28 protein-coding genes, 8 pseudogenes and 1 riboswitch are annotated in these 24,778 nt (G+C 50.6%); of the genes and pseudogenes, 17 read left to right on the top strand and 19 right to left on the bottom strand.

Annotated features, from left to right (window positions below):
* Window positions 1–176 (top strand): annotated as a pseudogene (locus ACHHZ6_RS22810) (EAL domain-containing protein); the annotation flags it as partial.
* Here ACHHZ6_RS22810 and ACHHZ6_RS22815 read toward each other — a convergent pair.
* A pseudogene (locus ACHHZ6_RS22815) lies at window positions 128–493 on the bottom strand (EcoRII N-terminal effector-binding domain-containing protein); the annotation flags it as partial. The pseudogenes ACHHZ6_RS22810 and ACHHZ6_RS22815 sit on opposite strands and share 49 nt — an antisense overlap.
* A 256-nt stretch (window positions 494–749) precedes the next feature.
* Here ACHHZ6_RS22815 and ACHHZ6_RS22820 point away from each other — a divergent pair.
* From ACHHZ6_RS22820 to ACHHZ6_RS22850, 7 genes and pseudogenes are all read left to right on the top strand, one after another.
* Window positions 750–1,391, top strand: coding sequence for a recombinase family protein (locus ACHHZ6_RS22820; RefSeq protein ID WP_009651826.1), 642 nt, complete (start codon window positions 750–752; stop codon window positions 1,389–1,391).
* A 114-nt stretch (window positions 1,392–1,505) separates the two neighbouring features.
* A complete protein-coding gene (locus tag ACHHZ6_RS22825; RefSeq protein WP_007372378.1) occupies window positions 1,506–2,318 on the top strand; it encodes a sulfite exporter TauE/SafE family protein in 813 nt (270 codons plus the stop codon).
* Window positions 2,319–2,337: 19 nt separating this feature from the next.
* Window positions 2,338–2,709, top strand: coding sequence for a winged helix-turn-helix domain-containing protein (locus tag ACHHZ6_RS22830; protein ID WP_009651828.1), 372 nt, complete (start codon window positions 2,338–2,340; stop codon window positions 2,707–2,709).
* Between the two features lie 137 nt (window positions 2,710–2,846).
* A pseudogene (locus tag ACHHZ6_RS22835) lies at window positions 2,847–3,787 on the top strand (IS110 family transposase); the annotation flags it as partial.
* Window positions 3,784–4,163 (top strand): annotated as a pseudogene (locus tag ACHHZ6_RS22840) (transposase); the annotation flags it as partial. The pseudogenes ACHHZ6_RS22835 and ACHHZ6_RS22840, both read left to right, overlap by 4 nt.
* Before the next feature lie 548 nt (window positions 4,164–4,711).
* Window positions 4,712–5,335, top strand: coding sequence for an FmdE family protein (locus tag ACHHZ6_RS22845; protein ID WP_007372374.1), 624 nt, complete (start codon window positions 4,712–4,714; stop codon window positions 5,333–5,335).
* A gap of 9 nt (window positions 5,336–5,344) precedes the next feature.
* The gene (locus ACHHZ6_RS22850; protein ID WP_032951290.1) at window positions 5,345–6,085 is read left to right on the top strand and encodes a sulfite exporter TauE/SafE family protein; all 741 of its coding nucleotides are present in this window, start codon (window positions 5,345–5,347) and stop codon (window positions 6,083–6,085) included.
* Window positions 6,086–6,279: 194 nt separating this feature from the next.
* On the opposite strand, the pseudogene ACHHZ6_RS22855 reads toward ACHHZ6_RS22850, so the two are convergent.
* The 4 genes and pseudogenes from ACHHZ6_RS22855 to ACHHZ6_RS22870 form a co-directional block, all read right to left on the bottom strand.
* Window positions 6,280–6,582: pseudogene (locus ACHHZ6_RS22855) on the bottom strand (DDE-type integrase/transposase/recombinase); the annotation flags it as partial.
* Between the two features lie 13 nt (window positions 6,583–6,595).
* Window positions 6,596–7,539 (bottom strand): annotated as a pseudogene (locus ACHHZ6_RS22860) (integrase core domain-containing protein).
* A gap of 91 nt (window positions 7,540–7,630) precedes the next feature.
* Window positions 7,631–8,014 (bottom strand): annotated as a pseudogene (locus ACHHZ6_RS22865) (IS6 family transposase); the annotation flags it as partial.
* Between the two features lie 94 nt (window positions 8,015–8,108).
* Window positions 8,109–9,767 (bottom strand): FAD-dependent oxidoreductase, encoded by a 1,659-nt coding sequence (locus ACHHZ6_RS22870; RefSeq protein ID WP_009652879.1) that lies wholly within the window; start codon window positions 9,765–9,767, stop codon window positions 8,109–8,111.
* A 160-nt stretch (window positions 9,768–9,927) separates the two neighbouring features.
* Here ACHHZ6_RS22870 and ACHHZ6_RS22875 point away from each other — a divergent pair, with 160 nt between their 5' ends.
* Window positions 9,928–10,278, top strand: coding sequence for a helix-turn-helix transcriptional regulator (locus ACHHZ6_RS22875; protein ID WP_032951288.1), 351 nt, complete (start codon window positions 9,928–9,930; stop codon window positions 10,276–10,278).
* A gap of 301 nt (window positions 10,279–10,579) precedes the next feature.
* Here ACHHZ6_RS22875 and ACHHZ6_RS22880 read toward each other — a convergent pair whose 3' ends face one another.
* The 8 genes and pseudogenes from ACHHZ6_RS22880 to ACHHZ6_RS22915 all read right to left on the bottom strand — a co-directional run bounded on the left by ACHHZ6_RS22880 (window position 10,580) and on the right by ACHHZ6_RS22915 (window position 15,013).
* Window positions 10,580–11,056 carry a Dps family protein gene (locus tag ACHHZ6_RS22880; protein ID WP_009652867.1) on the bottom strand — a complete coding sequence of 159 codons (477 nt, stop codon included), beginning with the start codon at window positions 11,054–11,056 and terminating at the stop codon, window positions 10,580–10,582.
* Window positions 11,057–11,170: 114 nt separating this feature from the next.
* Complete coding sequence (locus tag ACHHZ6_RS22885; RefSeq protein WP_032951285.1) at window positions 11,171–11,608, bottom strand: PaaI family thioesterase; 438 nt, start codon at window positions 11,606–11,608, stop codon at window positions 11,171–11,173.
* A gap of 145 nt (window positions 11,609–11,753) precedes the next feature.
* Window positions 11,754–12,215: a NifB/NifX family molybdenum-iron cluster-binding protein gene (locus ACHHZ6_RS22890; protein ID WP_009652880.1), complete on the bottom strand. Its 462-nt coding sequence runs from the start codon at window positions 12,213–12,215 to the stop codon at window positions 11,754–11,756.
* A complete protein-coding gene (locus ACHHZ6_RS22895; protein WP_032951283.1) occupies window positions 12,190–12,510 on the bottom strand; it encodes a DUF134 domain-containing protein in 321 nt (106 codons plus the stop codon). Before ACHHZ6_RS22895 ends, ACHHZ6_RS22890 begins: the two co-directional genes overlap by 26 nt.
* A 467-nt stretch (window positions 12,511–12,977) precedes the next feature.
* On the bottom strand, window positions 12,978–13,775 hold the full coding sequence (locus tag ACHHZ6_RS22900; RefSeq protein ID WP_009652868.1) for a sulfite exporter TauE/SafE family protein: 798 nt from the start codon (window positions 13,773–13,775) through the stop codon (window positions 12,978–12,980).
* Between the two features lie 36 nt (window positions 13,776–13,811).
* On the bottom strand, window positions 13,812–14,243 hold the full coding sequence (locus ACHHZ6_RS22905) for a DUF6691 family protein (protein ID WP_032951278.1): 432 nt from the start codon (window positions 14,241–14,243) through the stop codon (window positions 13,812–13,814).
* 40 nt (window positions 14,244–14,283) lie between these two features.
* A complete protein-coding gene (locus ACHHZ6_RS22910) occupies window positions 14,284–14,712 on the bottom strand; it encodes a YeeE/YedE family protein (RefSeq protein WP_032951277.1) in 429 nt (142 codons plus the stop codon).
* Window positions 14,702–15,013 (bottom strand): annotated as a pseudogene (locus ACHHZ6_RS22915) (metalloregulator ArsR/SmtB family transcription factor). The gene ACHHZ6_RS22910 and the pseudogene ACHHZ6_RS22915 overlap by 11 nt, the downstream one beginning before the upstream one ends.
* Window positions 15,014–15,167: 154 nt before the next feature.
* Between ACHHZ6_RS22915 and ACHHZ6_RS22920 the strand changes: the two are divergent.
* From ACHHZ6_RS22920 to crcB, 8 genes are all read left to right on the top strand, one after another.
* Window positions 15,168–15,560, top strand: a complete 393-nt coding sequence (locus ACHHZ6_RS22920) for an MBL fold metallo-hydrolase (protein WP_223226816.1) — start codon at window positions 15,168–15,170, stop codon at window positions 15,558–15,560.
* A gap of 15 nt (window positions 15,561–15,575) precedes the next feature.
* Window positions 15,576–15,824: a hypothetical protein gene (locus ACHHZ6_RS22925; RefSeq protein WP_230320615.1), complete on the top strand. Its 249-nt coding sequence runs from the start codon at window positions 15,576–15,578 to the stop codon at window positions 15,822–15,824.
* Window positions 15,825–16,069: 245 nt separating this feature from the next.
* Window positions 16,070–16,282: a hypothetical protein gene (locus tag ACHHZ6_RS22930; RefSeq protein WP_223195099.1), complete on the top strand. Its 213-nt coding sequence runs from the start codon at window positions 16,070–16,072 to the stop codon at window positions 16,280–16,282.
* 243 nt (window positions 16,283–16,525) lie between these two features.
* Complete coding sequence (locus tag ACHHZ6_RS22935; RefSeq protein WP_052544833.1) at window positions 16,526–17,026, top strand: FAD/NAD(P)-binding oxidoreductase; 501 nt, start codon at window positions 16,526–16,528, stop codon at window positions 17,024–17,026.
* A 146-nt stretch (window positions 17,027–17,172) separates the two neighbouring features.
* Window positions 17,173–17,241: riboswitch (Fluoride riboswitch) on the top strand.
* 77 nt (window positions 17,242–17,318) lie between these two features.
* Window positions 17,319–18,227, top strand: coding sequence for a DHHA2 domain-containing protein (locus tag ACHHZ6_RS22940; protein ID WP_032951275.1), 909 nt, complete (start codon window positions 17,319–17,321; stop codon window positions 18,225–18,227).
* A complete protein-coding gene (locus tag ACHHZ6_RS22945) occupies window positions 18,224–18,649 on the top strand; it encodes a universal stress protein (RefSeq protein ID WP_009652877.1) in 426 nt (141 codons plus the stop codon). Before ACHHZ6_RS22940 ends, ACHHZ6_RS22945 begins: the two co-directional genes overlap by 4 nt.
* Window positions 18,650–18,665: 16 nt before the next feature.
* Window positions 18,666–19,955 (top strand): phosphopyruvate hydratase, encoded by a 1,290-nt coding sequence (gene eno / locus ACHHZ6_RS22950; protein ID WP_032951272.1) that lies wholly within the window; start codon window positions 18,666–18,668, stop codon window positions 19,953–19,955.
* 83 nt (window positions 19,956–20,038) lie between these two features.
* Entirely contained in the window at window positions 20,039–20,413 is a 375-nt protein-coding gene (gene crcB / locus ACHHZ6_RS22955) for a fluoride efflux transporter CrcB (RefSeq protein ID WP_071698676.1), read from the top strand.
* A gap of 237 nt (window positions 20,414–20,650) precedes the next feature.
* On the opposite strand, the gene arsH is transcribed toward crcB, so the two are convergent.
* The 6 genes from arsH to arsC all read right to left on the bottom strand — a co-directional run bounded on the left by arsH (window position 20,651) and on the right by arsC (window position 24,745).
* On the bottom strand, window positions 20,651–21,373 hold the full coding sequence (gene arsH, locus ACHHZ6_RS22960; protein WP_032951268.1) for an arsenical resistance protein ArsH: 723 nt from the start codon (window positions 21,371–21,373) through the stop codon (window positions 20,651–20,653).
* 8 nt (window positions 21,374–21,381) lie between these two features.
* Window positions 21,382–21,705 (bottom strand): helix-turn-helix transcriptional regulator, encoded by a 324-nt coding sequence (locus ACHHZ6_RS22965; protein WP_032951265.1) that lies wholly within the window; start codon window positions 21,703–21,705, stop codon window positions 21,382–21,384.
* A gap of 102 nt (window positions 21,706–21,807) precedes the next feature.
* Complete coding sequence (locus tag ACHHZ6_RS22970) at window positions 21,808–22,821, bottom strand: permease (RefSeq protein WP_032951263.1); 1,014 nt, start codon at window positions 22,819–22,821, stop codon at window positions 21,808–21,810.
* A 277-nt stretch (window positions 22,822–23,098) separates the two neighbouring features.
* Complete coding sequence (locus ACHHZ6_RS22975; protein WP_241184954.1) at window positions 23,099–23,518, bottom strand: tyrosine-protein phosphatase; 420 nt, start codon at window positions 23,516–23,518, stop codon at window positions 23,099–23,101.
* Between the two features lie 231 nt (window positions 23,519–23,749).
* A complete protein-coding gene (locus tag ACHHZ6_RS22980; RefSeq protein WP_032951261.1) occupies window positions 23,750–24,244 on the bottom strand; it encodes an arsenate reductase ArsC in 495 nt (164 codons plus the stop codon).
* A gap of 72 nt (window positions 24,245–24,316) precedes the next feature.
* Complete coding sequence (gene arsC, locus ACHHZ6_RS22985) at window positions 24,317–24,745, bottom strand: glutaredoxin-dependent arsenate reductase (RefSeq protein WP_025714558.1); 429 nt, start codon at window positions 24,743–24,745, stop codon at window positions 24,317–24,319.
* Window positions 24,746–24,778 lie beyond the last annotated feature (33 nt).

Genomic DNA, 24,778 nt, shown 5'->3' on the forward strand with positions numbered 1-24,778 from the left:
ATGGTGGAAAAAATAGCCTAAATAGGCTGATTCGATGTGTTTGCGGGAAAAAAATCGGCCCAGATCCGCGAAATTTTAATCAGCGAGTCAGCTTGGGAAGAAATGACCTGCTTATTCGCACCTTCCCAAGCTTGAAAGCCAGGAGCGTCAGAGCCCCTGTATTTTCAGGATTCTGAAGTGGGCTGCCTCTACCCCAGCGGGTAATCCTTTTTTCATTCCGGGTTTTACCAAAATGACGGCTGTTATAATAAATTGCCCGGGCTTCGCTGTCAGGGCAATCATGCGATGACACATGTGCGGTGAGAAAAACCGAAGGGTTCAGTTCACGGGTATGGTTGATAGACGGAAAGAGTTTTTCAACGATACCTGAAGGGATATAAAGCCCTACCTGGTGACCACCTGTTGCGCCGGTATCGTTGGCGGAAAGGCGTTTGATGTAGACGAAGTAATTCTCACATGCGATCTCAAGTAGCCAGTTGTGGAAAACCGACATAAGCATCCCCTGTTACCCTGAAACTCTACTCACCATTTTTTCATAATTATATACAAACAGCCAGAAAGGCTGTTACAGGGGTCAGTTTGGATATAGAGAATTATTGTACGGTAAGCCTGTTTTTTGAACAGGCTTACCTGTAGCAATAGGGTACACCCTGACGCCATAATAAAAACGTGACGGTACACGATGAATGACATAACCTATATGCGATAGAATAAATGCAATAACCTAAAAGCGATAATGCGGTGAAAAAATGTTCATCAGAGCTTATTTGAGAGCGTCGACGGAAGATCAGTTTGCCGATCGAGCAAAAGATATGCTGGAGCAGTTCGTTCAGGAACGAGGGTATAAAATAGCCAGTTACTACCGGGAGAATATCAGCGGAACAAAACTCGACCGCCCGGAGCTGGGACGCCTGCTAATGGACAGTCACCACAATGATATTTTACTTGTCGAGCAGATAGACCGTCTGACCCGTCTGAGCAACAGCGACTGGATGACGCTGAAAAAGCAGATTGAGCAACATGAACTGCGGATCGTCAGTCTTGACGTCCCAACTTCATGGCAGGCTCTGTCAGATAAAGATCCTTCACAGGCTGACCCGATAACCCGCGCAGTTATCACGGCGATCAACAATATGTTGATCGATCTGATGGCCGCAATGTCGCATAAGGACTGGCTGAGTCGTCGCCAGCGACAGCAACAGGGAATTGAGCGTGCTCATTCCCTGGGTAAATACCGGGGCAAGCAGGCAGACAGTGAACGACACCAGAAGGTGTTGTACTACCGACAGGTTAAGAAACTCAGTATACGGGAGACAGCAGAAGCAACCGGCTACAGTTCTTCTCAGGTTTGTCGGATACAGGCGCTTAATAAAATCACCGGTACTGATTGAATCAGCTTTAAGCTGGATCAATTCCCGCCTATACAACGTACTATCAAACTTATCATCTGAAATGCTATGCTCATCGTTATGTCAAGAATGACATAACGAATCAGAGAGGAATGCATGTCATCAGTTTCAAAAAGGAATGGAAAAGGTTTTTTCTCAGGCGCGGTAATTGGGGCTTTAGGAGGGCTGATTGGGCTCGGTGGGGCTGAGTTTCGCCTTCCCGTCCTGATCGGTAGTTTCAAAATACCCACCCTGGAAGCCGTCATCTTTAACAAAGCAATGAGCCTCGCTGTTGTCGCTATCGCTCTAATTTTCCGCACAAAATCGATAGCCACCGATCAGTTGGTAGAGCATCTTGATATTGTCATGAATTTACTGGCAGGAAGTCTTATTGGGGCATGGTGGGCCGCAGGCCGCGCCATTAAGATGTCCAGAATCTGGCTGGACAGAATCATTCTGCTCCTCCTTGTTTTACTGTCGTTCGTCATGTTCTCAGAAGCATGGCTACCACTGCACAGTATTTCCGGCGGGTTATTTCAACCCGGTATTGCCACAATTATTGCAGGTGTGATTTCAGGGTTCTTTATCGGGATAGTCGCAGCATTGCTCGGTGTGGCAGGCGGTGAGCTTCTGATCCCCACAATCGTTATCCTGTTCGGGGTTGATATCAAACTGGCCGGAAGCCTGTCATTGATGATTAGCCTGCCCACAATGATTGTTGGTTTTTCCCGTTATACAAATGCAGATGCTTTCCAGATTCTGAAAAAAGAAAGGCCGCTGTTTGTATGGATGGTCATCGGATCTGTGATTGGTGCGGCAATTGGCGGACTTCTGGTCGGCCTGTTCCCGGTTAAAGTACTTATGACTTTACTTGGGGTGATCCTTCTTATCTCCGCCATCAAAACGTTCAAACACACCCGGCAAAAATAATTTCGAGAAAGGTATCAGGATGAATAAAAAAGCGCTTATATCTGATTTTATTTTGGTCAGACCCCGAATTTACATTAATGACAACATCTCGCTGGGGCCGGGTAAAATCGATCTATTGCGCGCTATAGATGGGTTTCATTCCCTGTCAGCCGCCGCAAAAGATTTGGGTATACCCTATAAAAGGGCGTGGCTCCTGATTGATACGTTAAACAAAGGGATAGGTAAGCCCGTGGTCATCACGTCAACAGGCGGCAGCAAAGGTGGAGGCTCGGTTTTGACACCACTTGGCCAGAAGTTACTTAGCTGGTACGACAAAACAGAGGCCAACCTTAACGAGCAATCACAGCAGGACTTGCAGGATCTCGAGAAAATTATCTTCGGTGAGAGTTAACCCATTCGGCTCGGTCTTTGATCGGGCCATAACCGTACAAAAAATCATCTTAACGAATGGAAGGGACTTTCCCTGATTATGCGCCTGATTAACTCTTGTGCAATCATGGGGTACACATCGTCCCGGAGTAATTCGTTATGACTATCACGACTGTCGGTATCGATCTTGCTAAAAATGTGTTTGCTGTTCACGGTGTTGATCAGAATGGCAGAACTGTTCTGGTTAAACCTAAAGTTTCGCGTGCTGCTCTTCCTGAGTCCATTGCAGGTTTGCCTCCCTGTGTTATCGGGATGGAAGCATGCTCTGGGGCTCACTACTTGGCAAGGTTATTTCGGCAGTATGGTCATGAGCCACGTCTGATGGCCGCTAAATTTGTGTCTACTTACCGCATGGCCGGCAAATCAGGGAAGAATGATGCAGCTGATGCTCAGGCTATCTGTGAAGCGGTTCGTCGCCCACATATGCGATTTGTACCCGTGAAGGACGAAAGCCAGCAGGCGATGCAATGCAATGCTTACACCGCACCCGTCAGGGTTTCATAGAAGAGAAAACAGCAACGTATAATCGTCTGCGAGGATTGATATCTGAATTCGGTGTCATCGCGCCACAAAATACTGATGCCCTGCGCCACATAGTTTCTGTGCAGAAGAGCTCTTTACCGCTTCAGGTTCAGCAATGTGTTGATGATTTGCTGGAACACATTGAAGCTAACATCACTGAATATGACCGAATTTTGTCCCGCATGGCCAAAACAGATCATCGCAGTCAGCGGCTGATGGAGCTAAAGGGCGTTGGCCCCACAACTGCCTGTGCGCTGGTCGCCAGTATCGGTAATGCACATGATTTTAAAAATGGACGTCAACTGGCCGCCTGGCTGGGACTGACGCAATCACAATACAGCAGCGGCGGAAAGCCGAAGCTCGGCAGGATCACAAAAGCCGGTTATTCGTATCTGCGAACGCTCTTGGTACAGGGGGATCTTTCAGTGCTTATTGGCGCTGAGAAAAGGAATGACTCATTCAGCCGTTGGGTTTGTATGTTGGTTGAGCGCAGAAGGTACTGGCAGGCTGTTGTGGCCAACGTCTATTGACCATTCCCTGTGTGGGAACGCTCACGGTCAGTACTATTTCCACTGAGCTTGGCGATGGGAAACACTACGCCAGTAGTCGTGACTTCGCAGCGGCAACGGGGCTGCTTCCACGTGAGTACAGCACCGGTGGTCGAACAACTCTGTTGGGGATCAGCAAACGAGGCAACAAAAAGATCCGAATATTACTGGTCCAGTGCCCCAGAGTGTTCATACAAAAAACAAAAACTAGAACACCAGAAAGGCAAACTGGGCCAGGGAATTAATGTGCAGAAAAAGCAACTTTGTTGTGACCTGCGCACTCGCAAACAAGCTGGCCAGGATAGCCTGGGTGCTTACGACGCGACAACAGACGTTCGCGTCGTAAGTCTCTAACAATAAATTTTTAAACAATCACCTATCTGGTTTGCGAATGCTGATCATTGATGATACAAACGGCCGACCGGCCTGTTGAAGAACCTGTATATCGGAATGGCTCATCTGAAGCCGTATGATTTTTCTGAGGTTCATCAGGCGCAGAACTCATCGTGGCGCGATTCTGACGCTGGATAGATTTAAGCAAGCCAATGATATCGTCGAAAATCAGTGTTGCAAAAACGGGAGTGACCATAGATTCGATATCCAAACTGCCCCCAGCACAGCATTTGTAAGCAAGAATTTGCCGATACTCATGAGTTAAGTCTTTCCGTCGTGAAGTCTAGGTTACGGAGAATTCGTCAGCGGTTGCGCGAGGTGTTGATACGTAATTGCCAAGTGCACTTTGACTACAGTGGTCGGGCTTGTTACCACGCACCTCGGCGTGAGGATTACTGAAATCAATCTCGAAGAAAATTTCTGCATCCTTTTGCGAGTTCATTCGTCTTCAAGATAGTGGCTTCATCAGGAAGCTACGCGACTCACGAAGGAGATAGAGTAATGACACACGATGAATTCGAAGCGGCGATGGTCTTTCACGGCCATAAGTGTCCAGCAATGCCTTTAGGCTACCGTGCTGCGCAAGCAGCGATGAGAGCGCTCGGTGTGGAACGGGCAGAAGACAAGGAGCTGCATGTCATAGCAGAAACAGGGAAAGGCCATGCTGCGGGATGCTTTCTGGATGGCGTAATGTCGGCTACGGGATGCACCTACGGCAAGTCGAACATCGAGAAGCGCTATTACAACAAGATGGCTTTCACTCTGATAGACGTGAAGACCGGGCGCTCAGTACGTGTACGGCTAAAGGACGAGTTTTTCGGCAACATGCTCAACTCGCCTTTTGTTGCCCAACGCAAACAAGGCATAGCGCCACAGGATATTCCCGCCGAAGTCACTGACCCCCTGGTTAACAAGGTCATATCGATGCCGGAAGAAATGTTTCTCGATATCGGGCTAAAGAAGCCGTTTGAACTTCCACGCGGTAAAAGCTGCTTTGACACGGAACTATGCGCCAAATGTGGGGAACGTGTCTTTGTCGATAAACTGATCGACACGGAAGCGGGACGGCTTTGCATTCCTTGCCAGGAAAAACTGGCTGGACATACTGTATCCTCATTTTGCTAAGGAATTGAAATGCTTGCCATCGCTGCCGTTGCAACGTTTTTTCTAACCGCTATCATGGCCATGGCCGGAGTCGGAGCCGCTTTTATTCTGGTTCCGATCTTCTTGGCACTAGGGGTCGAAATTCATGCAGCGATGGCCACCGCCTTGCTTCTGAATGCCATATCGACGAGCGTGTCGACAACGACATTCATTCGCAAGCGTTTGGTCGAATGGCGGTTGGCACTCCCCATTTTGATTGTGGCCGTGGTTTTGTCGCCAATCGGGGTTCATGTCAGCCAAAGGTTAGACCGCCATTTTCTACTGTGGCTGTTCTCCGGTTTTCTTATTTTTGCCAGCCTCATGATGTTGTTGTACGCGCCAAAATCTTCTGGAATTCAGCGTAGTGCGCGAAGCCAGATGTTGAGTAGTTTGTCCCTTGGCGGTGTTGCGGGTTTTGTCGGTGGCCTGTTAGGGGTTGGAGGTGGCAGCATCATCGTCCCGGCACTCGTGGGGGCCGGGCTGGAACCCAAACGGGCGTCAGCAACCGCTTCTTTCGTGGTCGTGTTTGCTTCTCTGACCGGTTTCTTTGCCCACGCAACGCTTTCGGGAATGGATTATTCGCTGGTCGGTGCCACCGGTATCGCATCGGCGGGAGGGGCTGCATTTGGCGCGTGGTTAATGAGCGAAAAACTCAAAGGGCAACAGCTTAAATACATCATTGGATTCGTCCTGTTAGGGACCGCCGTCAAGATCATCTGGGGGCTTTTGTAAAATAAACGGAATCAAAATCATGTAAGCACACGATGGCCATATTCATGGCAACTCAACCGGAGCGAAGCTGTATTGGCCGCTCGTTGTTACGCTCGGATTTTCTGCCGTAGAGGTCTTCGCCGATTGGCAATCCAGCTCGTTGGGTTCTGTCGCATTAGCGTAGACAAGTCAGTAATTATTGCGCTGTCTATATTTTAGGCAACCAACAGGTAAAATTGTTCCGCCGGTGATAAAGGCTCTTCAGCGGGATGCTGATATTGCCCTTTACGTATCATATGCACTAACTCAATGCCCTCCATTATCGTCTGCGCTCGCCGAAATGATTTGAACCCCAGTATCTGTCGTATTCGGCGTTTGATATTCCGATGGTCCTGCTCAATCAGGTTGTTCAGGTATTTACTCTGCCTGATGGTGATGGTTTCTTCTTCAGGTTTACTGGCGTTGAGTGTGGCCAGCGCCGCCATGTTGGCACCGCTTTTATCGATGGTTACAACCTCAGTAGATTAGTCCCTATATTTCCAGACACTTTTTATCGCTTAACCCATTACTGGTTCGCCGCCGTAGATATTCCCGTGGCTAACGATACCCCAGTGCACTATGCGGATGCCATTCGTTGTAATGTTCGAAGGCCTCTGCAAAGTTCTTTACCGCTGTTAACCCGTCCGGCTTCGGTATGATGCTGATGTAATCCCGCTTCATCGTTTTCACGAAGCTCTCTGCCATCCCGTTGCTTTCCGGGCTACGTACCGCCGTATGTTTAGGCTCCAGTCCTACCTTCCCTGTATGCGCCGGCTTCAAGGGCGGTATTGCCGGTTTACGCTCAAGCAAACAGCGCATTCTTACGCATGATTCAGTATACGCGTTTGGCATTGATCACCGCCATGTCGTCCGTTTCTGATTGTCTGCGCAGCAGTGCCCACACCCGACGATAACCATACGTAGGCAGATCGCCGATAACGGTATGGATACGATCCAGAGCTTCAATATCATCAGGCTTGCGCTTGCGTCGACGCTCCTGCCAGTTCTTCGACCGACGAGCCATAGCATGCAGTTGCGCACGTGAGACCCGTAGCCAACAGCTGACAAGGCTTATTCGCCATCCTCCGGCAGCAAGGGCACGTGCGCTATCCACTTTTTTGTCGGCCATATTCAACGGCTTCTTTCAGCAGCTCGTTTTCCATGGTTTTCTTGCCCAGCAGGCGCTGTAGCTCTTTAATTTGCTTCATCGCAGATGCCTGTTCCGACGCGGGTATAACCTGTTCACCCACAGCAACGGCGGTGAGACTACCTTCCTGGTACTGCTTACGCCACAGGAACAGCTGACTGGCAGCAACACTATGCTGACGGGCAACCAGCAACACGGTCATACCGGGTTCAAAGCTCTGCTGAACAATGGCGATTTTTTCCTGAAGGCTGCGCCGTCTGCGCTTCTCCGGACCTAAAACATCAATCATCCGGACTCCAACGACTAGTCTAAAAACTAGTATTAAGACTATCACTAATTTAAGTGATACCAACTGTCTGGAGATTCATGGAGCCAGTCTACTCAGGCTCACCGTGGTGGCGAATGGCCTTGCGAAAGAAGCGTAAGGCAGCCGCAGCGTCGCGTCTGGCGGTCAACAGGAAGTCGACGGTCTGCCCCGCGGTATCAACCTCCCGGTACAGATATTTCCACTGGCCTTTGATTTTAATGTAAGTTTCGTCCATCCGCCACCGCCGACCTACATTACGCTTATACTGGCGGAACGACGGTGCCAGGCGCATAACCCAGCGATGAAGAGTGGAATGGTCAACGATAACGACGTGCTCCGTCATCATATCTTCGAGATTGCGCAGGCTGAGGGCGTAAGTCAGATACCAGCGAACACATTGAGCAATAACATCAATGGGATAGTGCAGGCGCTTAAAAGCTTTTCGTATCAGAAGCATGGGCAGGTAACATTATAAAAAAACAGTATGTTACCCGGCGACGTCTTAATGCGTCAGAACCAGATGAGGTGCCATGTGTATGGCACCTCATCTCTTATTGATTCATCGACTCCATAACCGCCTGCCAGGTTATAAAGCCACCACTCAGATTATATGTCCGGAAGCCGTGAGCCTGCAGAATACGGTATGCCACATGCCCGCGCAGACCACTCTGACAACCGATAAAAATCTCTTTATCTACAGGCAATTTTTCAAGATTCTCCCGCAGAGAATCCAGAGGGATGGATAGCGCATCAGGATATTCGCCAAATTGTTTCAGTTCTTCAGGAGAACGAATATCAACTAAACAATAACTGCCCGGTTCCCGTTGCAAAACATCGCTGACATGACATATGGCCGTATCTCCCCTGATGACATTTGCCGCCACCATACCGGCCTGGTTAACAACGTCCCTTGCACTGTTAAAAGGCGGGGCATAAGTCAGCTCAAGATGCTCGAGATCGTTGACGGTAAGTCCCGCGCGCTGCGCGACAGACAGAACATCGATGCGTTTATCAACCCCTTTTTTCCCTGACGCCTGGGCCCCCAGAATTTTACCGGTATCGGGGCTGAACAGCAGTTTCAGACTGATCATCGTAGCCCCAGGGTAGTAACCGGCATGATCAGCAGCATGGACGTAAACCTTCTCGTATCGGGTACCATGGGCTTTCAGTTGCTTTTCATTCGCACCGACGCTGCCAATACTCAGCGAAAATACCTTACAAATGGATGTCCCCTGACTGCCATGGTAAAGGCTGTGGTGATCAAGCATGTTATCAGCAGCAATGCGTCCCTGGCGGTTGGCGGGCCCAGCCAGAGGAATATTAGCGGGTTCCTGAAAGACAAGGTCAGGTGTTTCAACTGCATCCCCCACGGCGTAGATGTCAGGAATACTGGTCTGCATACAGGCATTGACGCTTATACCTCCCCGTTTACCCACTTCGAGCCCGGCTACTGTGGCAAGGCTGTTCTCAGGTTTTACCCCGATGGCGAGAATAACCATGTCGGTCTGCACAAAGCCACCGTCAGACAGTGCAACGCGGAATCCCGTTTCTGTCCGCAGCACCTCGGTGAGTGCCGTTCTGAGACGCAGATCCACGCCATGATTCCGGATTTCCTGATGCAGGGCTGATGCCATTTCAGGATCAACCGGAGCCATAACCTGTTCCTCCATCTCCAGCAGGGTAACACGGATCCCCCGTTCGCTCAGAGCCTCCATCACTTCAAGTCCGATGAATCCCCCCCCGACAAGCGTGGTGTGAGCGACGTTATGTTGCTCAATCCACGCCAGGATAGCATCCATGTCAGTAAGATTTCGGAGCGTAAAGACGCCCTCTTGCTGTAGCCCGGGCAAAGGAGGGACAACCGGCGCGGCTCCGGTACTGAGGAGTAGACGATCCCATACTTCGGTATGGATCTCACCTGAGGTCAAATTTTTAACTGTCACTGTTTTATTAACCGGATCCACTGACGTCACTTCATGGCAGGTACGGACGTCTATGTTAAAGCGGGATTTAAAATCCTCCGGAGTCTTAAGAATAAGTGACTGCCGTAACGGAATTTTTCCGCCTATATGATAAGGCAATCCACAGTTGGCGAAAGAGACATCGCTTCCCCGTTCAAACACAACAATACTGACATCTTCTGACAACCGGCGAGCTCTGGCTGCAGCGGACGCACCGCCGGCAACACCACCAACAATCACTATTTTCATTACATCCTCTCTGTTCACTCGGGGCAAAATGTCTGCCAGATATAATTAGTTACCCAGGCCAGCTGGACGCTGCAGACCTGGCGAACACGGTGGCAAAATTATGGCACCATCAGTATACTAAATAACATTATATAAAAATACAGAATGTGAGAAACCAGCAATGCCCATGAATGAAGACACAAAACGTCAGACCGATATGAAAAATGCAGCCCTGGGGGCAGCAGATGTCTTACGGGGACTGGCTAACAGCGACCGGTTGCTGTTGATGTGCCAGTTAAGCCATGGGGAAGCGAATGTGGCCGAGCTGGAAGCTGCAGTCGGTATCACTCAGCCGACCCTGTCTCAGCAACTGGGTGTAATGCGCCGCCTGAAGCTTGTCGAGACCCGACGGGCAGGTAAAATGGTATATTACCGTATTGAGGATAACCGTATCATGACGTTGTTAAATACCTTGTATGATCTCTACTGCCCGCAGGCAGGCACAGGTAAAGGAAGCCATAACAACGAATAATGTGATCCTGCTTTCCACGCAAACCGTTTTATCATTGCAGCATTAACCCTGTCAGGTTGTGAAGAGCCTGGCCGGTATCTGCGATATTATAACGGGAAAGCGACAGTGGTCCGGATATACCCATCGGTAATGCCTGTCCGGACTGTATTTATCGCTCACGCGTTCACTGTTTAACTTATTGATTTATCGGTTTTTATACTATTACGGTCAGAAAAAACAGCCACGGCAGCACGGATGGTACTGCACTGACAGCAATGGCCTGTGGCTGACAAACCGTTTTTTCTGCTGCCACCGGTTTACATTATTCAAGCAGGCTGCGCAACATCCAGGCAGTTTTCTCATGTAACTGGATACGTTGTGTAAGCAGATCTGCTGTGGCTTCATCATTCGCATTATTAACAACAGGGAACAGGGAGCGCGCAGTTTTAACCACAGTCTCCTGGCCCTGGACAAGATTCTCAATCATGTTTTTTGCTGCCGGAATATCCTTGTCTTCATTAACCGCTGTTAAACGTGAAAATTCATGATATGTGCCGGGCGCGAAGCATCCGAGCGAGCGTATACGTTCAGCGATATCATCAACAGCAGTGGCCAGCTCATTGTATTGATTTTCAAACATTAAATGTAAGCTGTTAAACATGGGGCCAGTTACATTCCAGTGATAGTAATGTGTTTTTATATACAGGGTATAGGTGTCAGCAAGAAGCCGGGACAGACCGTCTGCAATCTCCACCCGGGATGATTCAGGAATACCAATATCAATTATTTGTTTACTCATAACTACCTCTTACACTGTTTAAGTGGGATATACGATATGCCATTATTCTTTCCGGTCTGAGCAAAACACGCTTCATATTTTTATAATAACCAGTTACACCTGGCGTCTGCCACACTAGCCATGCGCCAGAGCAATATCCTGCGACGGGACAATGAATTTCGCCGTGGCACGAGCCACTTTCTGCTGTCCCTTTGCCAGCCATGCTTCGAGCTGGTAAACCCCCCTGCGTTGCCCAAGCAGTCTGGCACAGACCATCAGCTTGTCACCGGTACAAACGGGTGAAATGAATCTGACAGTCAGTTCAGCCGTCAGGGCCTGCACTCCCTGCATAAACAAGCAGTGAGTCATTGCGGCATCCAGCAAGGTACTCGTCATTCCGCCATGTAAAAGACCCGTATACCCCTGATGTCTGTGATCGGCCGTGTAGTCAGCACATACAGATCCATCCGGGTATTCTGAAAACATTAAGTTCACCGTATCAGGGTTGTTGTCGAGGGAACCACAAACCATACAACAGTTATGGGCATTTCTGGCATCAAGATAACAATTCATCTGTTTCTGTTCAGCGTCCGGTTGTACTGACGGGAGGCATCAGGAATTCAGTCAGCTGAGTGTCTTTCCCGGCATCATTCATTCCGGCTCCTGGTTTATACACAGTACGGGTCTGATAAAAATCACCGCCCGTGATGAAATAAACTCATGAATGGCAACAGCGCCCGTTTCCGTGATGATGCTGACGCCCACCCTGGCACGCATTTTCTGCTGTGTTCCCGTCAGAGTTACAGCATTTTTTCCCTTTCGCCTCATGATTAAAGGACTGGCGCCCCTGCTCCGGCTTATTCAGTTCAGTCAGAACACGGGTATCCGGATCACACAGTTCAGTGAACAAACGACGGCCACAGTCAGTCTGGTACACCGCGATCTGATGCCCCAATAATTTACCCAGCATCCGTTCCCCGATGTTACGGACCACAACGCGGCTGACCTGCTGTTGAACCAGAAGGTCAACCAGCTTCCGTTTACCTGAACAATCTGCGCCCAGCGCGGGATTTTCTGTCCGGCTGAGCTCCACACCGCGCTCATCCACTAGGACAAGGTGACTCGCTTTGGTAAAATGATTTGCTACCCGGTCGTCATTCACTGGAATGGCTGTGATCATCTTGTGTAACTCCTTCCCTTTCAGAGTGCATTATTAAGGCCTTGCCCTGAGTGAGACAGTCCACAACCTTAAAACGGGCCGCTTTCAGGACATTGGCCAGTGTCTGTCTTGAAACCCTCATTGCAACAGCCGCTTCCTGCTGTTGCATGCCCAGTAAATCGACCAGTCGTAACGCTTCAAACTCATCTTCTTTTAAATGAACATGTTCAAGCTGGCTCATCGGTCGCGCATTGGGCTTAAAACAGGTATCCGCAGGGCGGCCACAGATGTTACGGGGAATTCTGGGTCTTGGCATGAAGGCTCCTTATTGGTATATGCTATATATACACTCGTAAACTGGCATATGCAATATACTCTGCTCACCGGTGGAGAATTTTTTGCTTTGCCTCTTGAGTCTGGGAGTGTGCAGCATACCAAAGGGAACTATGGAATGACTCTGAACCGGTAGGCGATTCTGCCTTATACCTTTATAGTTGGCTCGGAAGTGTCAAGATTGTCCGTGACGATTCATTCTGCTATTAATTAATAAAACCTATCTCGATGAGGTTTGAACTTGCAATGTAGTTGCCAGATTGCATATCGATATTGAAGAGGAACAGCTTCGAAAACGTTTCGGGTTGGAATGGAAACGCTATACGCAACGGGTTCGTCGCTGGTTATAGCAATCCCGTGGTATTGCAGGCGACAGATAAGTTCGAAACAATAAAGCAAGGAATTCATTATCCTTGAGCTTTTATATCTCTGTCGGCAATCATATTGATCTTAGCCACTAAACTTCATCATAACGGCATTAAATACCATCCCCAGGGCAACGACGATCAGTAGTCCGGAAAACCCCTTCTGCACAATATGTTCAGGTAAATGCTGGCTTAGCCTTCGGCCAATCGACATCCCTGTCGCAGCACTAAGCACAAACCAGAGAGTAAAAGGCAAGGGCAGAGTGGCACCCTGTATCACTGCCACTGCAATCCCGCCTATACTTACCAATGCGACAATCATCAGCGAGGTTGCGATGCAACTGTGAATAGGAAGGGGGGTAAATTGCCGCAATAACGGGACGATAATAAATCCTCCACCCACGGCTAATAGCCCGGTCATAAAACCGGTAACAGCTCCGAACATGAGAAACAGCAACCATGTGTTTACAGCCCAGATAAATCGTCCGGTGTGTTCATCCAGTTCGACGGGATAAGTATGCCTGGCAACTATCTCGGGGGCCCGAACCAATCGCCACGCGACGATTAGCATTACCCCCGCAAACAGCAGGCTCAGCAACGCAGGGGAAGTTCGGTGGGCAACCCATAACCCAACGCTCGTCATGGGCACGCCCGCCAGTATTATCACAATAGCGGCACGATAGCGCACCAGGCCCTTGCGCCAGGCCTCAAAGGTTCCAAGAGCCGCACTCCCGGCGACGGCGACCAGGGCCACCGGAGCAGCCTGTTGTGGTGCCCATCCCATGCCCATCACCAGGGTGGGAATGGCAAAAATGCCACCACCCGCTCCTGTGATGCCGAGCACTGCTCCCACGAGCAGACCTGACAGTAACGAAATGACCATAGGCGTTACTGATGGCTGACAACGTTCGGGGCAGAATTACGATGCATGACGCTTCGCTCGTTTACGTTCAAGCTGTTCAAAAAGCAGCATGCCAGCGACCATTGCACCAACAAAACCCATACCTTTGATCATCCCTGCACCAAGTAATACCAGTCCAGGACCAGGGCAAATGCCCGCCAGTCCCCAACCAATGCCAAACAGAATAGCCCCTCCAATCAAACGCTTGTCAATCTGTTTGCTGGTCGGCAGATTTATCGCGCCACCGCACACCGAGTGGGTGCGTCGTTTCACTGACCGGAAAGCGAAGAAACCCACGCTGATGGCTCCACCCATTACAAAAGCCAGAGAAGGATCCCAGATGCGGGTAATATCCAGAAAACCAATCACTTTTGCAGGGTTTGCCATGCCGCTGAGTATTAATCCAACGCCGAATATCGCACCTGCCAACAGAGAAAAAAACAGATTCATATATGTCCCCTTGAGCGATTTACTGTGCGAGCAAGCTTGACTAAATCCACAATCCCATCAGCCAGACGGTGATAAAAGCAACCCCCATAAACGTCAACGTAGCTACCAGAGAACGGGAGGATAAACGCGACAGACCGCAAACCCCATGGCCGCTGGTACACCCCGAACCGTAGCGGGTTCCGATCCCAACCAGCAACCCGGCGATCATCAGGACAGGCCAGGAGGCAGAAACCTCGATCACAGGAAGCGGATGAACGAGGCCATATAAAAGAGGCGAGACGATAATGCCGATCAGAAAAGCCAGACGCCAGCCACGATCTCGGGTAGCCGCTGAGAGCGCACCCCCGATTATGCCACTGATCCCTGCAATACGTCCGCAGAACAGGAGCAATATCCAGGCCGCACAGCCGATCAATACCCCCCCTAAGAAACTCAGTAACGGAGTGAATTGCACCAGATTAATGGTCATGGTTAACACCTTCTGTGTCATCTTCCTGACAGTAAAGTTGATAGAGGGTAATGAGTAATATCAACATATTCGGCTCATCAATTCGGTAAAAAAACTGTTTTCCCTCACGGCGCGTTGCCACGAGTTGCAGGCGTCGAATGACTTCCAACGTCTGTCACAATGCCAGTTGCCCAATCCCCATAGCACTTTATATGTGCCCCACAGAAGCTTGTCTCTGACTGAGGTGGCACAGCAGCAGTAGCCGGTCATCATTTGCCAAAGCACGCAATACGGCGGTGGCTGCACTGGCGGTATCACGCATTTTTTTATGGCCAATAAACACGTTACTCATGAGTTCTCTTTGTTCTGATCCACGTTCGCGATAACACTTTTAATTCTTATATAATATAATATTATATAATCAAAGCGAGCCTGTGTGAAGATACATCATGCAACGTCCAGATTAGGAGTTCACCATGACACCACTTATCGAGGGTTTTTACGATCCGGCTACCAGTACTGTCAGCTACGTGCTGGCCGATAGAACTGGGGGGATTGCGGCCATTATTGATCCGGTTCTGGACTATGATCCGAAATCCGGCCGGACTCAGACAACCTCCGCCGATCGGCTGATAGATTTCGTGAAAAAGCAGCAACTGACCGTCAATTGGTTACTGGAAACTCACGCCCATGCCGATCATCTTTCGGCAGCCCATTATTTGCGCGAGAGGGGCGGCGGCAACATCGCCATCAGCGAAAAAGTTGTCGAAGTTCAGCGGATATTCAAGCCCATTTTTAACCTTGAGCACACCTTTGCACTGGATGGATCACAGTTTGACCATCTGCTGACTGACGGTGAAACCTTTTAACTGGGGGGCTTGACAGTGCAGGCGTTGCAGGTTCCTGGCCATACGCCAGCAGATATGGCTTTCCAGATTGCTGATGCGATTTTCCTTGGCGATACCCTTTTTATGCCTGATGTGGGCACCGCGCGTTGTGATTTCCCGGGTGGGGATGCGCAGCAGCTTTATCATTCCATCCGTAAGATCCTCAGTTTTCCGGCACAGACCCGTTTATATGTGTGCCATGACTATCCCCTGCAGACAGGGAGCCCCAATGGCAGAGCAGCGTAGCCGAACAGCGGGCGACCAATATTCATTTCCATGATGGGAACGATCTGGCCGCCTTTGTGGCGCTTCGGCAGGCGCGGGATAAAACTCTGGCCACCCGGCACTTCTGTTACCGTCGATTCAGATCAATATCCGGGCCGGTGAATTCCCGTCAGCGGAAGATAATGGCGTCTGTTATTTAAAAATCTCTTTAAATCATCTGTAACCAAGCAGGGGTTATAGTTGGCTGAAATGGAATGGTGTTGATCATGAGTAAAATCATGTTAGTGATTGTCGGTGGTGTGGCTGGGGGAGCTTCGGCTACAGTGAGGGCCCGGCGTTTATCGGAAACGCTCGAGATTATTCTGTTAGAGCGTGGTGCCTATGTATCTTTGGCCATCTGTGGTCTGCCTTATCACATCGGAGGCGAGATCCCCGAACGCCAGCAATTGCTTTTGAAAGCACCGCAGGATTTTATTTAACGTTTCAACATTGATGTCCGTATTGAGCATCAGGTGTTGCAGATCGAGGCTAACAAGAAAGTGGTCCACATCAGGAATGAGCAGACGGGGGAGGTTTGCCACGAGAGCTATGAAAAACTCCTGCTCAGCGAAACGCAATTCGTCCTCCCCTGGAGGGCGTTGACTTCCCTGGTGTCTTTACTCTGCGTATGCTGCCGGATATGAATAACATTCTGGCGCATATCCACTAACATCGGCTAACACATGCCACGGTCGTCTGGGGGTATCGGGTTGAAAATGGTGGAGGCACTGGTCAATCTGGGGCTCAGGGTGACATTGTTGGTGTTGGGTGCCAAAGTGATGACCCCACTTGATGCCGAGATGATTGCCGTATTACACCAGGAGCTCCGGCAGAAGGGCGTCAATTTGCGTTTGCAATCGGGTATGGGAGCGATTACGCAGGTGGGTGATACCCAGCTTTTACAGCTCAGTTTGAATACGGGCGAGGTGTTGGCGACGGGGATGGTGTTGCTGGCTATTGGTGTAAAACCAGATACGCAATTAGCCAGAAGTGCCTGGTTGGTGCCCGGTACGACAAGGCAGAGGTCCATCTCAATGAGCAATCACAGCAGGACTTACAGAATCTCGAAAAAATTATCTTCGGAGACAGTTAGCACTCGGTCCGGTCGGTCTTTGATCGGGCCACTGCAATATAAAAAACCGCCTTACGTACAATATTTTCACTTTCCCAAACGGAGCCCATGATTAACAGTTAGTTCAGAGCCTAGGGTTACCTGAGTCAAGGGCTTCACAGTGCATAAAATCATTTTAATGCCTTACATTTTACGTTTCATTAGCGGCTCGCTGTAAGGAAAAAAGCTGGCTGACAGGTTCTTTTTTCTGACTTATACTATTGTCAAGGTGATGGCGTTCCACCTTTCCCAACCGCCCCGTCCGGGGCTGATGACGCCTGATATGACTCTTGAATTTCAGGAGGTATGTCAGGCCGTTCATAAATCCTTCTGGCCTGTATACTTCCCTTAACGGGGATACATCTTTGATTAATGTTTTTGGTCATCTCAATCCTGACAGTGATGCCATCTGTACCGCCGCTGTCACAGCTGACTGGCTTTCCCGACAGGGCCGTCCTTCCCGTGCGTGGAGGAACGGTGAAGCGAACCCGGAAACCCGCTATATTTTTGAAACAGCCGGTATCCCCCTGCCCCCCCTTCTCGATTTCCCCCTGAAAAGGGAACGGGTATGGCTGGTCGATTTTACCGAACCGGCGCAGGGGCCTGCTGACCTTCCTGAGAGTAATATCATCGGAATTATCGATCATCACCGGCTGGGAGGTCTGGCCACCTTACTGCCGCTGGAGGTCTGGATAAAACCGGCAGGTAGCAGCGCAACAGTACTCTGGTTGCTGATGGATGCAGAAATGCGCCGCACCATGCCCCCGACTCTCGGCATCCTGCTTCTTGGTGCGCTGCTCAGCGACACGGTAAACCTGCATTCACCCACCACGACGGAAGACGATATCCGGACAGCCGCTGAGCTTTTCGTGCTGTCGGGAATAAAACACAAAGCTTTTGTTCACGGCCTTATGGCCGCTAAAACCGATATCACCGGACAGACGGCCGGTCAGATTCTGAATAAAGATCTTAAGACTTTTTCGCTCGCAGGCACAGATGTGCGTATTGCCCAACTGGAGGTGAGCTCACCTGATCAGGTCGCTCCTTTACTGGAGGAACTGCGGAATACGATGGCGCAGATGGTGGTAAATACGGGAGCCGGGCTGATCGTGCTGATGGTAACCGATATCAATAAGTGTTTTTCAACACTCTATTTCGCCGGACCGGAGAGCGGTAATGCCACATCATGCTCCTTACCGGGCATGGTCAGCCGCAAGAAACAACTTCTGCCCTGGCTCGAACATTTCCTCAGGCAAGGCCGGAGACAGCTATGAAAATCTATACTCACGCACTTGTTCTGGTTCAGGGGAAAGAGGATGGCGTTCCCCTTCTCGCACTGGCGGCGGCTCTGTCCCGTCTGCTTGAGATGAAAATCACGCTTGCCCATATCTGTAACGACTACCGGGAGATGAACTATGTCTCGGACAGCCTGATGGACGATGCCGTCTCCAGGGATGTTGTCCAGGCGAAGGCGCTGCTCAGTGAGCTGACATCCTCGGTGGATGAGCACGTTGACGCCCGTGAGCTGGTCACCATGCGGCGTTTCGAGGATATACAGAAATGCATCACCGATACCGGTGCGGATCTTGTGATTGCAGGTCACCGTAACCGGTTTATGGGCACGCTGACCTCACGTTCAGCTGAATACGTTAACCACCTGAACGTGGATGTTCTGATTAAACACATTTACGACTGAGTTACAGGAGATTGCCATGAATTTTATACTGGAAAAAGTCACCGCTCGCGAAATACTTGATTCCCGCGGTAACCCCACTGTAGAGGTGGATGCCTGGACTTCTGACGGGCTGATGGCTCGTGCATCAGTGCCCTCCGGGGCCAGTACCGGTTCGCGGGAGGCAACTGAGCGCCGCGATGGTGACCCGGGGCGTTTTGGTGGCAAAGGGGTGCTTGATGCTGTTAAGGCCGTCAATACTGAAATCTGTGATGCCATCAGGGGAGCCGATGTGCGGGAGCAGCGGCGGCTGGATAATATTATGCGGGAGCTTGACGGCACGGAGAACAAAAGCCGGCTCGGCGCCAATGCCATTCTGGGTGTATCGCTGGCAGTAGCGAGACTGGCTGCACAGGTCACCCGTCAGCCACTGTACCGCTATCTTGGGGGGCTTAATGCCGGTCTTCTGCCCGTTCCGTGCATGAATATTATTAATGGTGGCGTTCATGCCCGGGGTCAGGGCGCTGACTTTCAGGAGTTCATGATAGCACCGCACGGTGCATCAACGCTCACTGAGGCGGTTCGTCAGGGCAGTGAAGTCTATCAGGCCCTGCGTCAGATCCTTGTGTCAAGGGATCTCTCTGCTGCGGTGGGTGATGAAGGCGGATTTGCCCCTGCCGTCTCATCAAACAGAGAGCCTCTGGAATTCATCGTTCAGGCCATTGAAAAAGCCGGTTACCGTCCGGGGGAAGACATCAGTATCTGTATGGACCCGGCTTCCAGCGAATTTTATCGTGACGGGAAATATCATCTTCGCACCGAAAACAGCGCCCTGAGTGCTGAAGAGATGACGGATTATTACGGGGAACTGATGAACCAGTTCCCCGTAATTCTGCTTGAAGACGGACTCGCAGAGGATGACTGGACTGGCTGGAAATATCTGCACGACAAACTGGGCGGGCGTGCTGAACTGGTCGGTGATGACCTGTTCGTGACCAATGTGAAGTATATCCGCCGTGGCATTGAGGAAAACCTTGCCAGCGCAGCCCTCATTAAACTTAATCAGATAGGCACGCTCAGCGAGACATTTGACGCAGTTTCACTGTGTCATGAAAACGGATGGGGGGCTTTTATTTCGCACCGCAGCGGTGAAACCATGGACACGTTTATCGCCGATATGACGGTGGCGCTGCGTGCGGGACACCTTAAAACCGGCGCACCCTGCCGCGGAGAACGAATTGAAAAATACAATCAGCTTATGCGCATCGAGCAGGAGCTGGGCAACGAAGCCCGGTATGCAGGTATAAACGCCTTTGTTCGTCATCTCTGACGGGCATATCACGGACATCAGAGCAGCGTATACCGGATGAGTCCGGTATACGCCTTAATTCTTCTTAGGTGGGGAACGCAGCATTGAGTCAGCTGGCAGCAATTATGATTGGTGGGGCCGTGGGATGTATTATCCGCTGGTTTTTTGGGATGAAATTCAACAGTTTCTTCCCGTCTCTTCCACCCGGAACCCTGGTAGTGAATTTGCTGGGAGCATTTATCATTGGTGGCGCAATGGCATATTTCATTCGTCATCCTCACGTAGATCCGGCCTGGAAACTGCTGATCGTCACCGGTCTGTGTGGGGGGCTGACTACCTTTTCAACATTTTCTGTCGAGGTTTTCACCTTATTGCAGGCAGGAAATTACACGTGGGCTTTCACCTCCGTACTGGTGCACGTGATGGGATCGCTGCTGATGACCGCGGCGGGTTTTTATCTGATAGCGTGTCTTATATGATTCTCAGGTACCAGGCAAAACTAACCTCCAGGCATAATCAAGCACATAATTAATGGTGTACCCTGAGAACAACTGTGCCGGTGAAGGGCTTTGGAGGCAATGCCGGTAATCCGGCTAAAGACAATTACAGTCCGCGACATTTACCTGGGCAGACATTCAGCTACTCAAACAGAGGTGGGTTTACGGAACCCCTCCTCTGTGAGCCCCTAACGCTGACACCGCAGGTACCCTGACATACTATATACTGCGCTGATTAACTCTCGCAGAAAGTGCCTCTGCACTTTCCTTACGTTCACTGTAGCGGTCAACCAGGCAGGCCGTTCTTCCCCGGGTAAGCAACGTAAACTTCATCAGCTCTTCCATCACATCCACGATCCTGTCGTAATAGGCTGAGGGCTTCATCCTGCCTTCTTCATCAAATTCCTGCCAGGCTTTGGCGACTGATGACTGATTCGGGATGGTGATCATTCGCATCCAGCGGCCAAGAATACGCATCTGGTTTACCGCATTAAAAGACTGGGAGCCACCGCTGACCTGCATCACCGCCAGCGTTTTCCCCTGGGAAGGGCGTACAGCTCCTTCGCTCAGTGGGATCCAGTCTATCTGTGCTTTCATAATCCCGGTCATTGCCCCATGACGTTCAGGGGAACACCACACCATCCCTTCCGACCATCGCACCAGTTCACGGAGCTCGGCAACTTTCGGGTGGGTATCCGGAGCATCATCTGGCAGGGGAAGCCCTGACGGATTAAAAATACGGACTTCAGCCCCCATGGCGGTGAGCAGGCGTGCGCCTTCCTCCGTCGCCAGGCGGCTGTAAGAACGTTCACGTACAGATCCATACAGCATCAAAATACGCGGTGCATGCACTGGGGTTTCAGATACAGGGTTATCAGTGAAATCCGGCACGCTGAAAATGTGAGGGATGATATTTGGCAGGCTGTCATTCAATTTGTTCATTGCAGACTTTACTCACGGGTTGATGTAACTGTTGAAACACTGGCTGCGCTGCCCATGCAACACTCATCCAGCAAAAATCCGACAATCTGGCTCAGTTGTTCATACTGTGGCTGGCAGTACAGAGTGCGCCCCTGCCTTTCCTGGCGTATAAGCCCCACAGACAACAGGGCAGACAGGTGATGGCTTAGCGTCGACGCCGGGATATCGAGACGCTTTTGTAACTCCCCGACAGGCAAGCCTGTATATCCAAATTTAACCAGTTCCTTGAAGATGCCGAGCCGGGTCGGATGACCCAGCTCCTTCAGTGCATCTGCCGCCTTAACAATATCCATAACACCTCCTTAAATCTGTATTTCCAGAATAATGGAATTTTAAAATATAGCAATCCTGTAAATCTGACAGCAGTAATGTCCAGGGGCGCATTTACGGGCTGTTCAGAAAAAGAGATAAGCTGTGTAGCCAGCCATTATCGCCATCGAAATAATGACCAGCACGAATGCTGCCAGCAGCCTGAACCTGAAAAGGGCGCGCAACAGGATCAGTTCCGTCAGGCTGGCACCTGCACTGCCGATGATAAGGGCCAGAACCGTTCCGGCCCCCACCCCTTTGGCCAGTAATGCAGCCGCCAGAGGAATAACCGCTTCAGCCCGGATATAAAGGGGCACACCAATAATCGCCGCAGCAGGAATGGCAAAAGGATTTGCCGGTCCGGCATACTGTTCAAGTAACGTCGTGGGCAGGTAACCATAAATTATACTTCCGATAGCTATCCCGGCGATCAGGTAGGGGAAAACACCTCTGAAGTCAGCCCAGGTATCACGCCATAAGCCTCTGTAACGGCGGGGTAAGGCATTAACGTCAGATTGCGGTTTACAACAATTTTCCGGTACAGCTCTCGTCATGTCAGCCTGACGGGAGTGGTTTCCGGACAGGTGTTCGCCACAGCAGGGACTTTTACTGCTCACAGTACTGCCGCGTTTAATTGTCTGGCTGGAAGCCCTCCCCTCATGTACCCCGCTGCGTATGTATTTATCAAAACCCAGAATCTGCAGTAACCATCCCGCAATTAGTGATACCAGAAGCGCGGCGCCGGCATAAATCAGCGTCAGGCTTAACCCAAATGTCGCGGCCATCAGGGCAATAATGACCGGGTTCAGTAGAGGAGATGCAAAGAGAAAGACCATCATAGGGCCAAATCCGGCGCGCGCGCGGATGAGTCCCTTCAGCACAGGAATGGTTGAGCAACTGCAAAACGGCGTGATAGCCCCCAGGCCCGCCGCCAGAAAATAGCTTCTGAAGCGGCCAGCACTGAGTAATGCCTCGATACGTGCCGGCGGAACATGCCTTTGCAGTACACCAACGAGTAAACTGATGAGTAAAAATAAAGCCGACAGTTCGACGGCGAGTAAGGCAAACATGCCGGCGACATCCTGCAGTTCTGCGGACATATAACCCTCCTGTATTTCCGGATGTATCGAATATTAAGCAAGGGTAATACAAACAACCATTACTGTAAATCATATTTCTGGAAACATAGAAATGTAAAGCAGGAAAAGAGAGGGGTCACTGGTATATCGCCTGTGATCTTGACGCCGGAACAAAGTGCAGTGTCCGGCTTGCCGGGCATTTGAAAGACACATATCACGCCCCCGGACCATCAGGGGACAGGTTTGCCCCTGATGGATACGTTTCGACTGGCAGGGCAGTCTGACCATTATGCCGTTGTTACTGGTAGCCGTATCGCCTGTTAAGATAACTGACCTGCACCGGAGAAGTCAGTGATTTTGGCCTGATTAGCTGGACCTGTTTTTTCACCTGAGCAGGCAGATACCCTGACTCGAGCATCAGGATAGCGGCCATCATCCCTGTCCGGCCAGAACCTCCATGACAATGGATAACCATCGTTCCGCCAGACCTGACGATCGCCAGCAGATTCGTTTTTTCCCGGGCAAATGCCTGTTCAAATGGGGCTTCAGGTGCACAGCTGTCTTCTACGGGGAGGTGAAACCAGTCCATATAAAAGTCAGCGCACAGTGACGGGAGGGCATCAGCCTCATTTTCACTGAGTTCAGCCAGCGTCATCATGGTGATAACAGCCTGTGCCCCGGCTTCTTTTAATGATTTCAATGAATTAGCAAGTGGCACCCCTCTGGTTCCCGGACAGGGGGTAAATATCAGCCTGGCGCCATTGTCCAGGGTGAGAATATCAAACGGGTGAAACATCAATAAAGGCTCCATGCTAATGGTTTATTAATCTTCGACGTTATGCCGTTACCTTATCCGTGCTGTTTGTATCAGCCGGGATAACGTTTTCAGGGCGCAGTCAGGGTTTGTAAGGAAGGGAGACCGATCGGTTACGGTTTATTGTTCGTCAGATCAGGTATGTCCCATTGCCTGCAGCTGATGCTGTAATGAAATCCGGTCGATTTTATCCAGGGGAAGGCTCAGAAACAGCCGGATGCGCGTGGCTATCTGTTTTTCAACCTCCACAAAGGCGTGGTACTTCTCCTTATCGGTACCCTCTGCTGAAGCTGGATCCCGGAACCCCCAGTGAGCTGTTATGGGGCCGCCCGGGAACACCGGACATCCTTCTCCCGCCATCTTGTCACACAGCGTAAAAATGAAATCCATTTGCGGAGCATCCGGATGCTGAAAGTTTTGCAGATGTTTGCTTTTCAGGAATTCAGTACTGAATCCCTGATCGTTAAGCACCCTGAGCGTCAGCGGGTGAGGTGAACTTGCCGGTTGAGTACCGGCGCTGAATGCCCGGAATTTTCCCCCGCCGAGCTGGTTCATCAGCACTTCAGCAAACAGGCTTCGTGCCGAATTCCCGGAACACAGGAACAGGACATTGTATGTTTTACTCATCATCGCGGCTTACCTTATGTCAGGCCGGAAAGGTATGATCGGGCCGCTCAGGTGCTGACAGCCCGACCGCTGGGATTACTTCGCGACACGCTGCCCCTGGGCATCAATCACCTGTTCGCCGTCCTCTTTGCTGAACGCTCCCTTTTGTGCATCCGGCAGAATATCCAGCACCACTTCAGACGGACGGCACAGCCGGGTACCCACAGGTGTGACCACAACAGGACGATTGATCAGGATGGGATGCTGCAGCATAAAATCAATCAGCTCATCGTCACTCCATTTATCCTCTGCCAGGCCCAGTTGCTCATAAGGCTCCACATTTTTTCGCAGCAGGGCACGCACGCTGATCCCCATATCAGCGATGAGCCTGACCAGCTCAGCACGCGCTGGCGGTGTCTCAAGGTATAAAATGACCGTGGGTTCCACACCACTGTTGCGGATCAGCTCGAGGGTATTACGGGACGTACCGCAGGCCGGGTTATGATAAATCGTAATTGCGCTCATAAATCACTCTCTTCAGGTTTGACGGGCACAGGT

The organism is Enterobacter cloacae complex sp. 2024EL-00214, assembly GCF_043945575.1.
GTDB classification, from domain to species: Bacteria; Pseudomonadota; Gammaproteobacteria; order Enterobacterales; family Enterobacteriaceae; genus Enterobacter; species Enterobacter cloacae_P.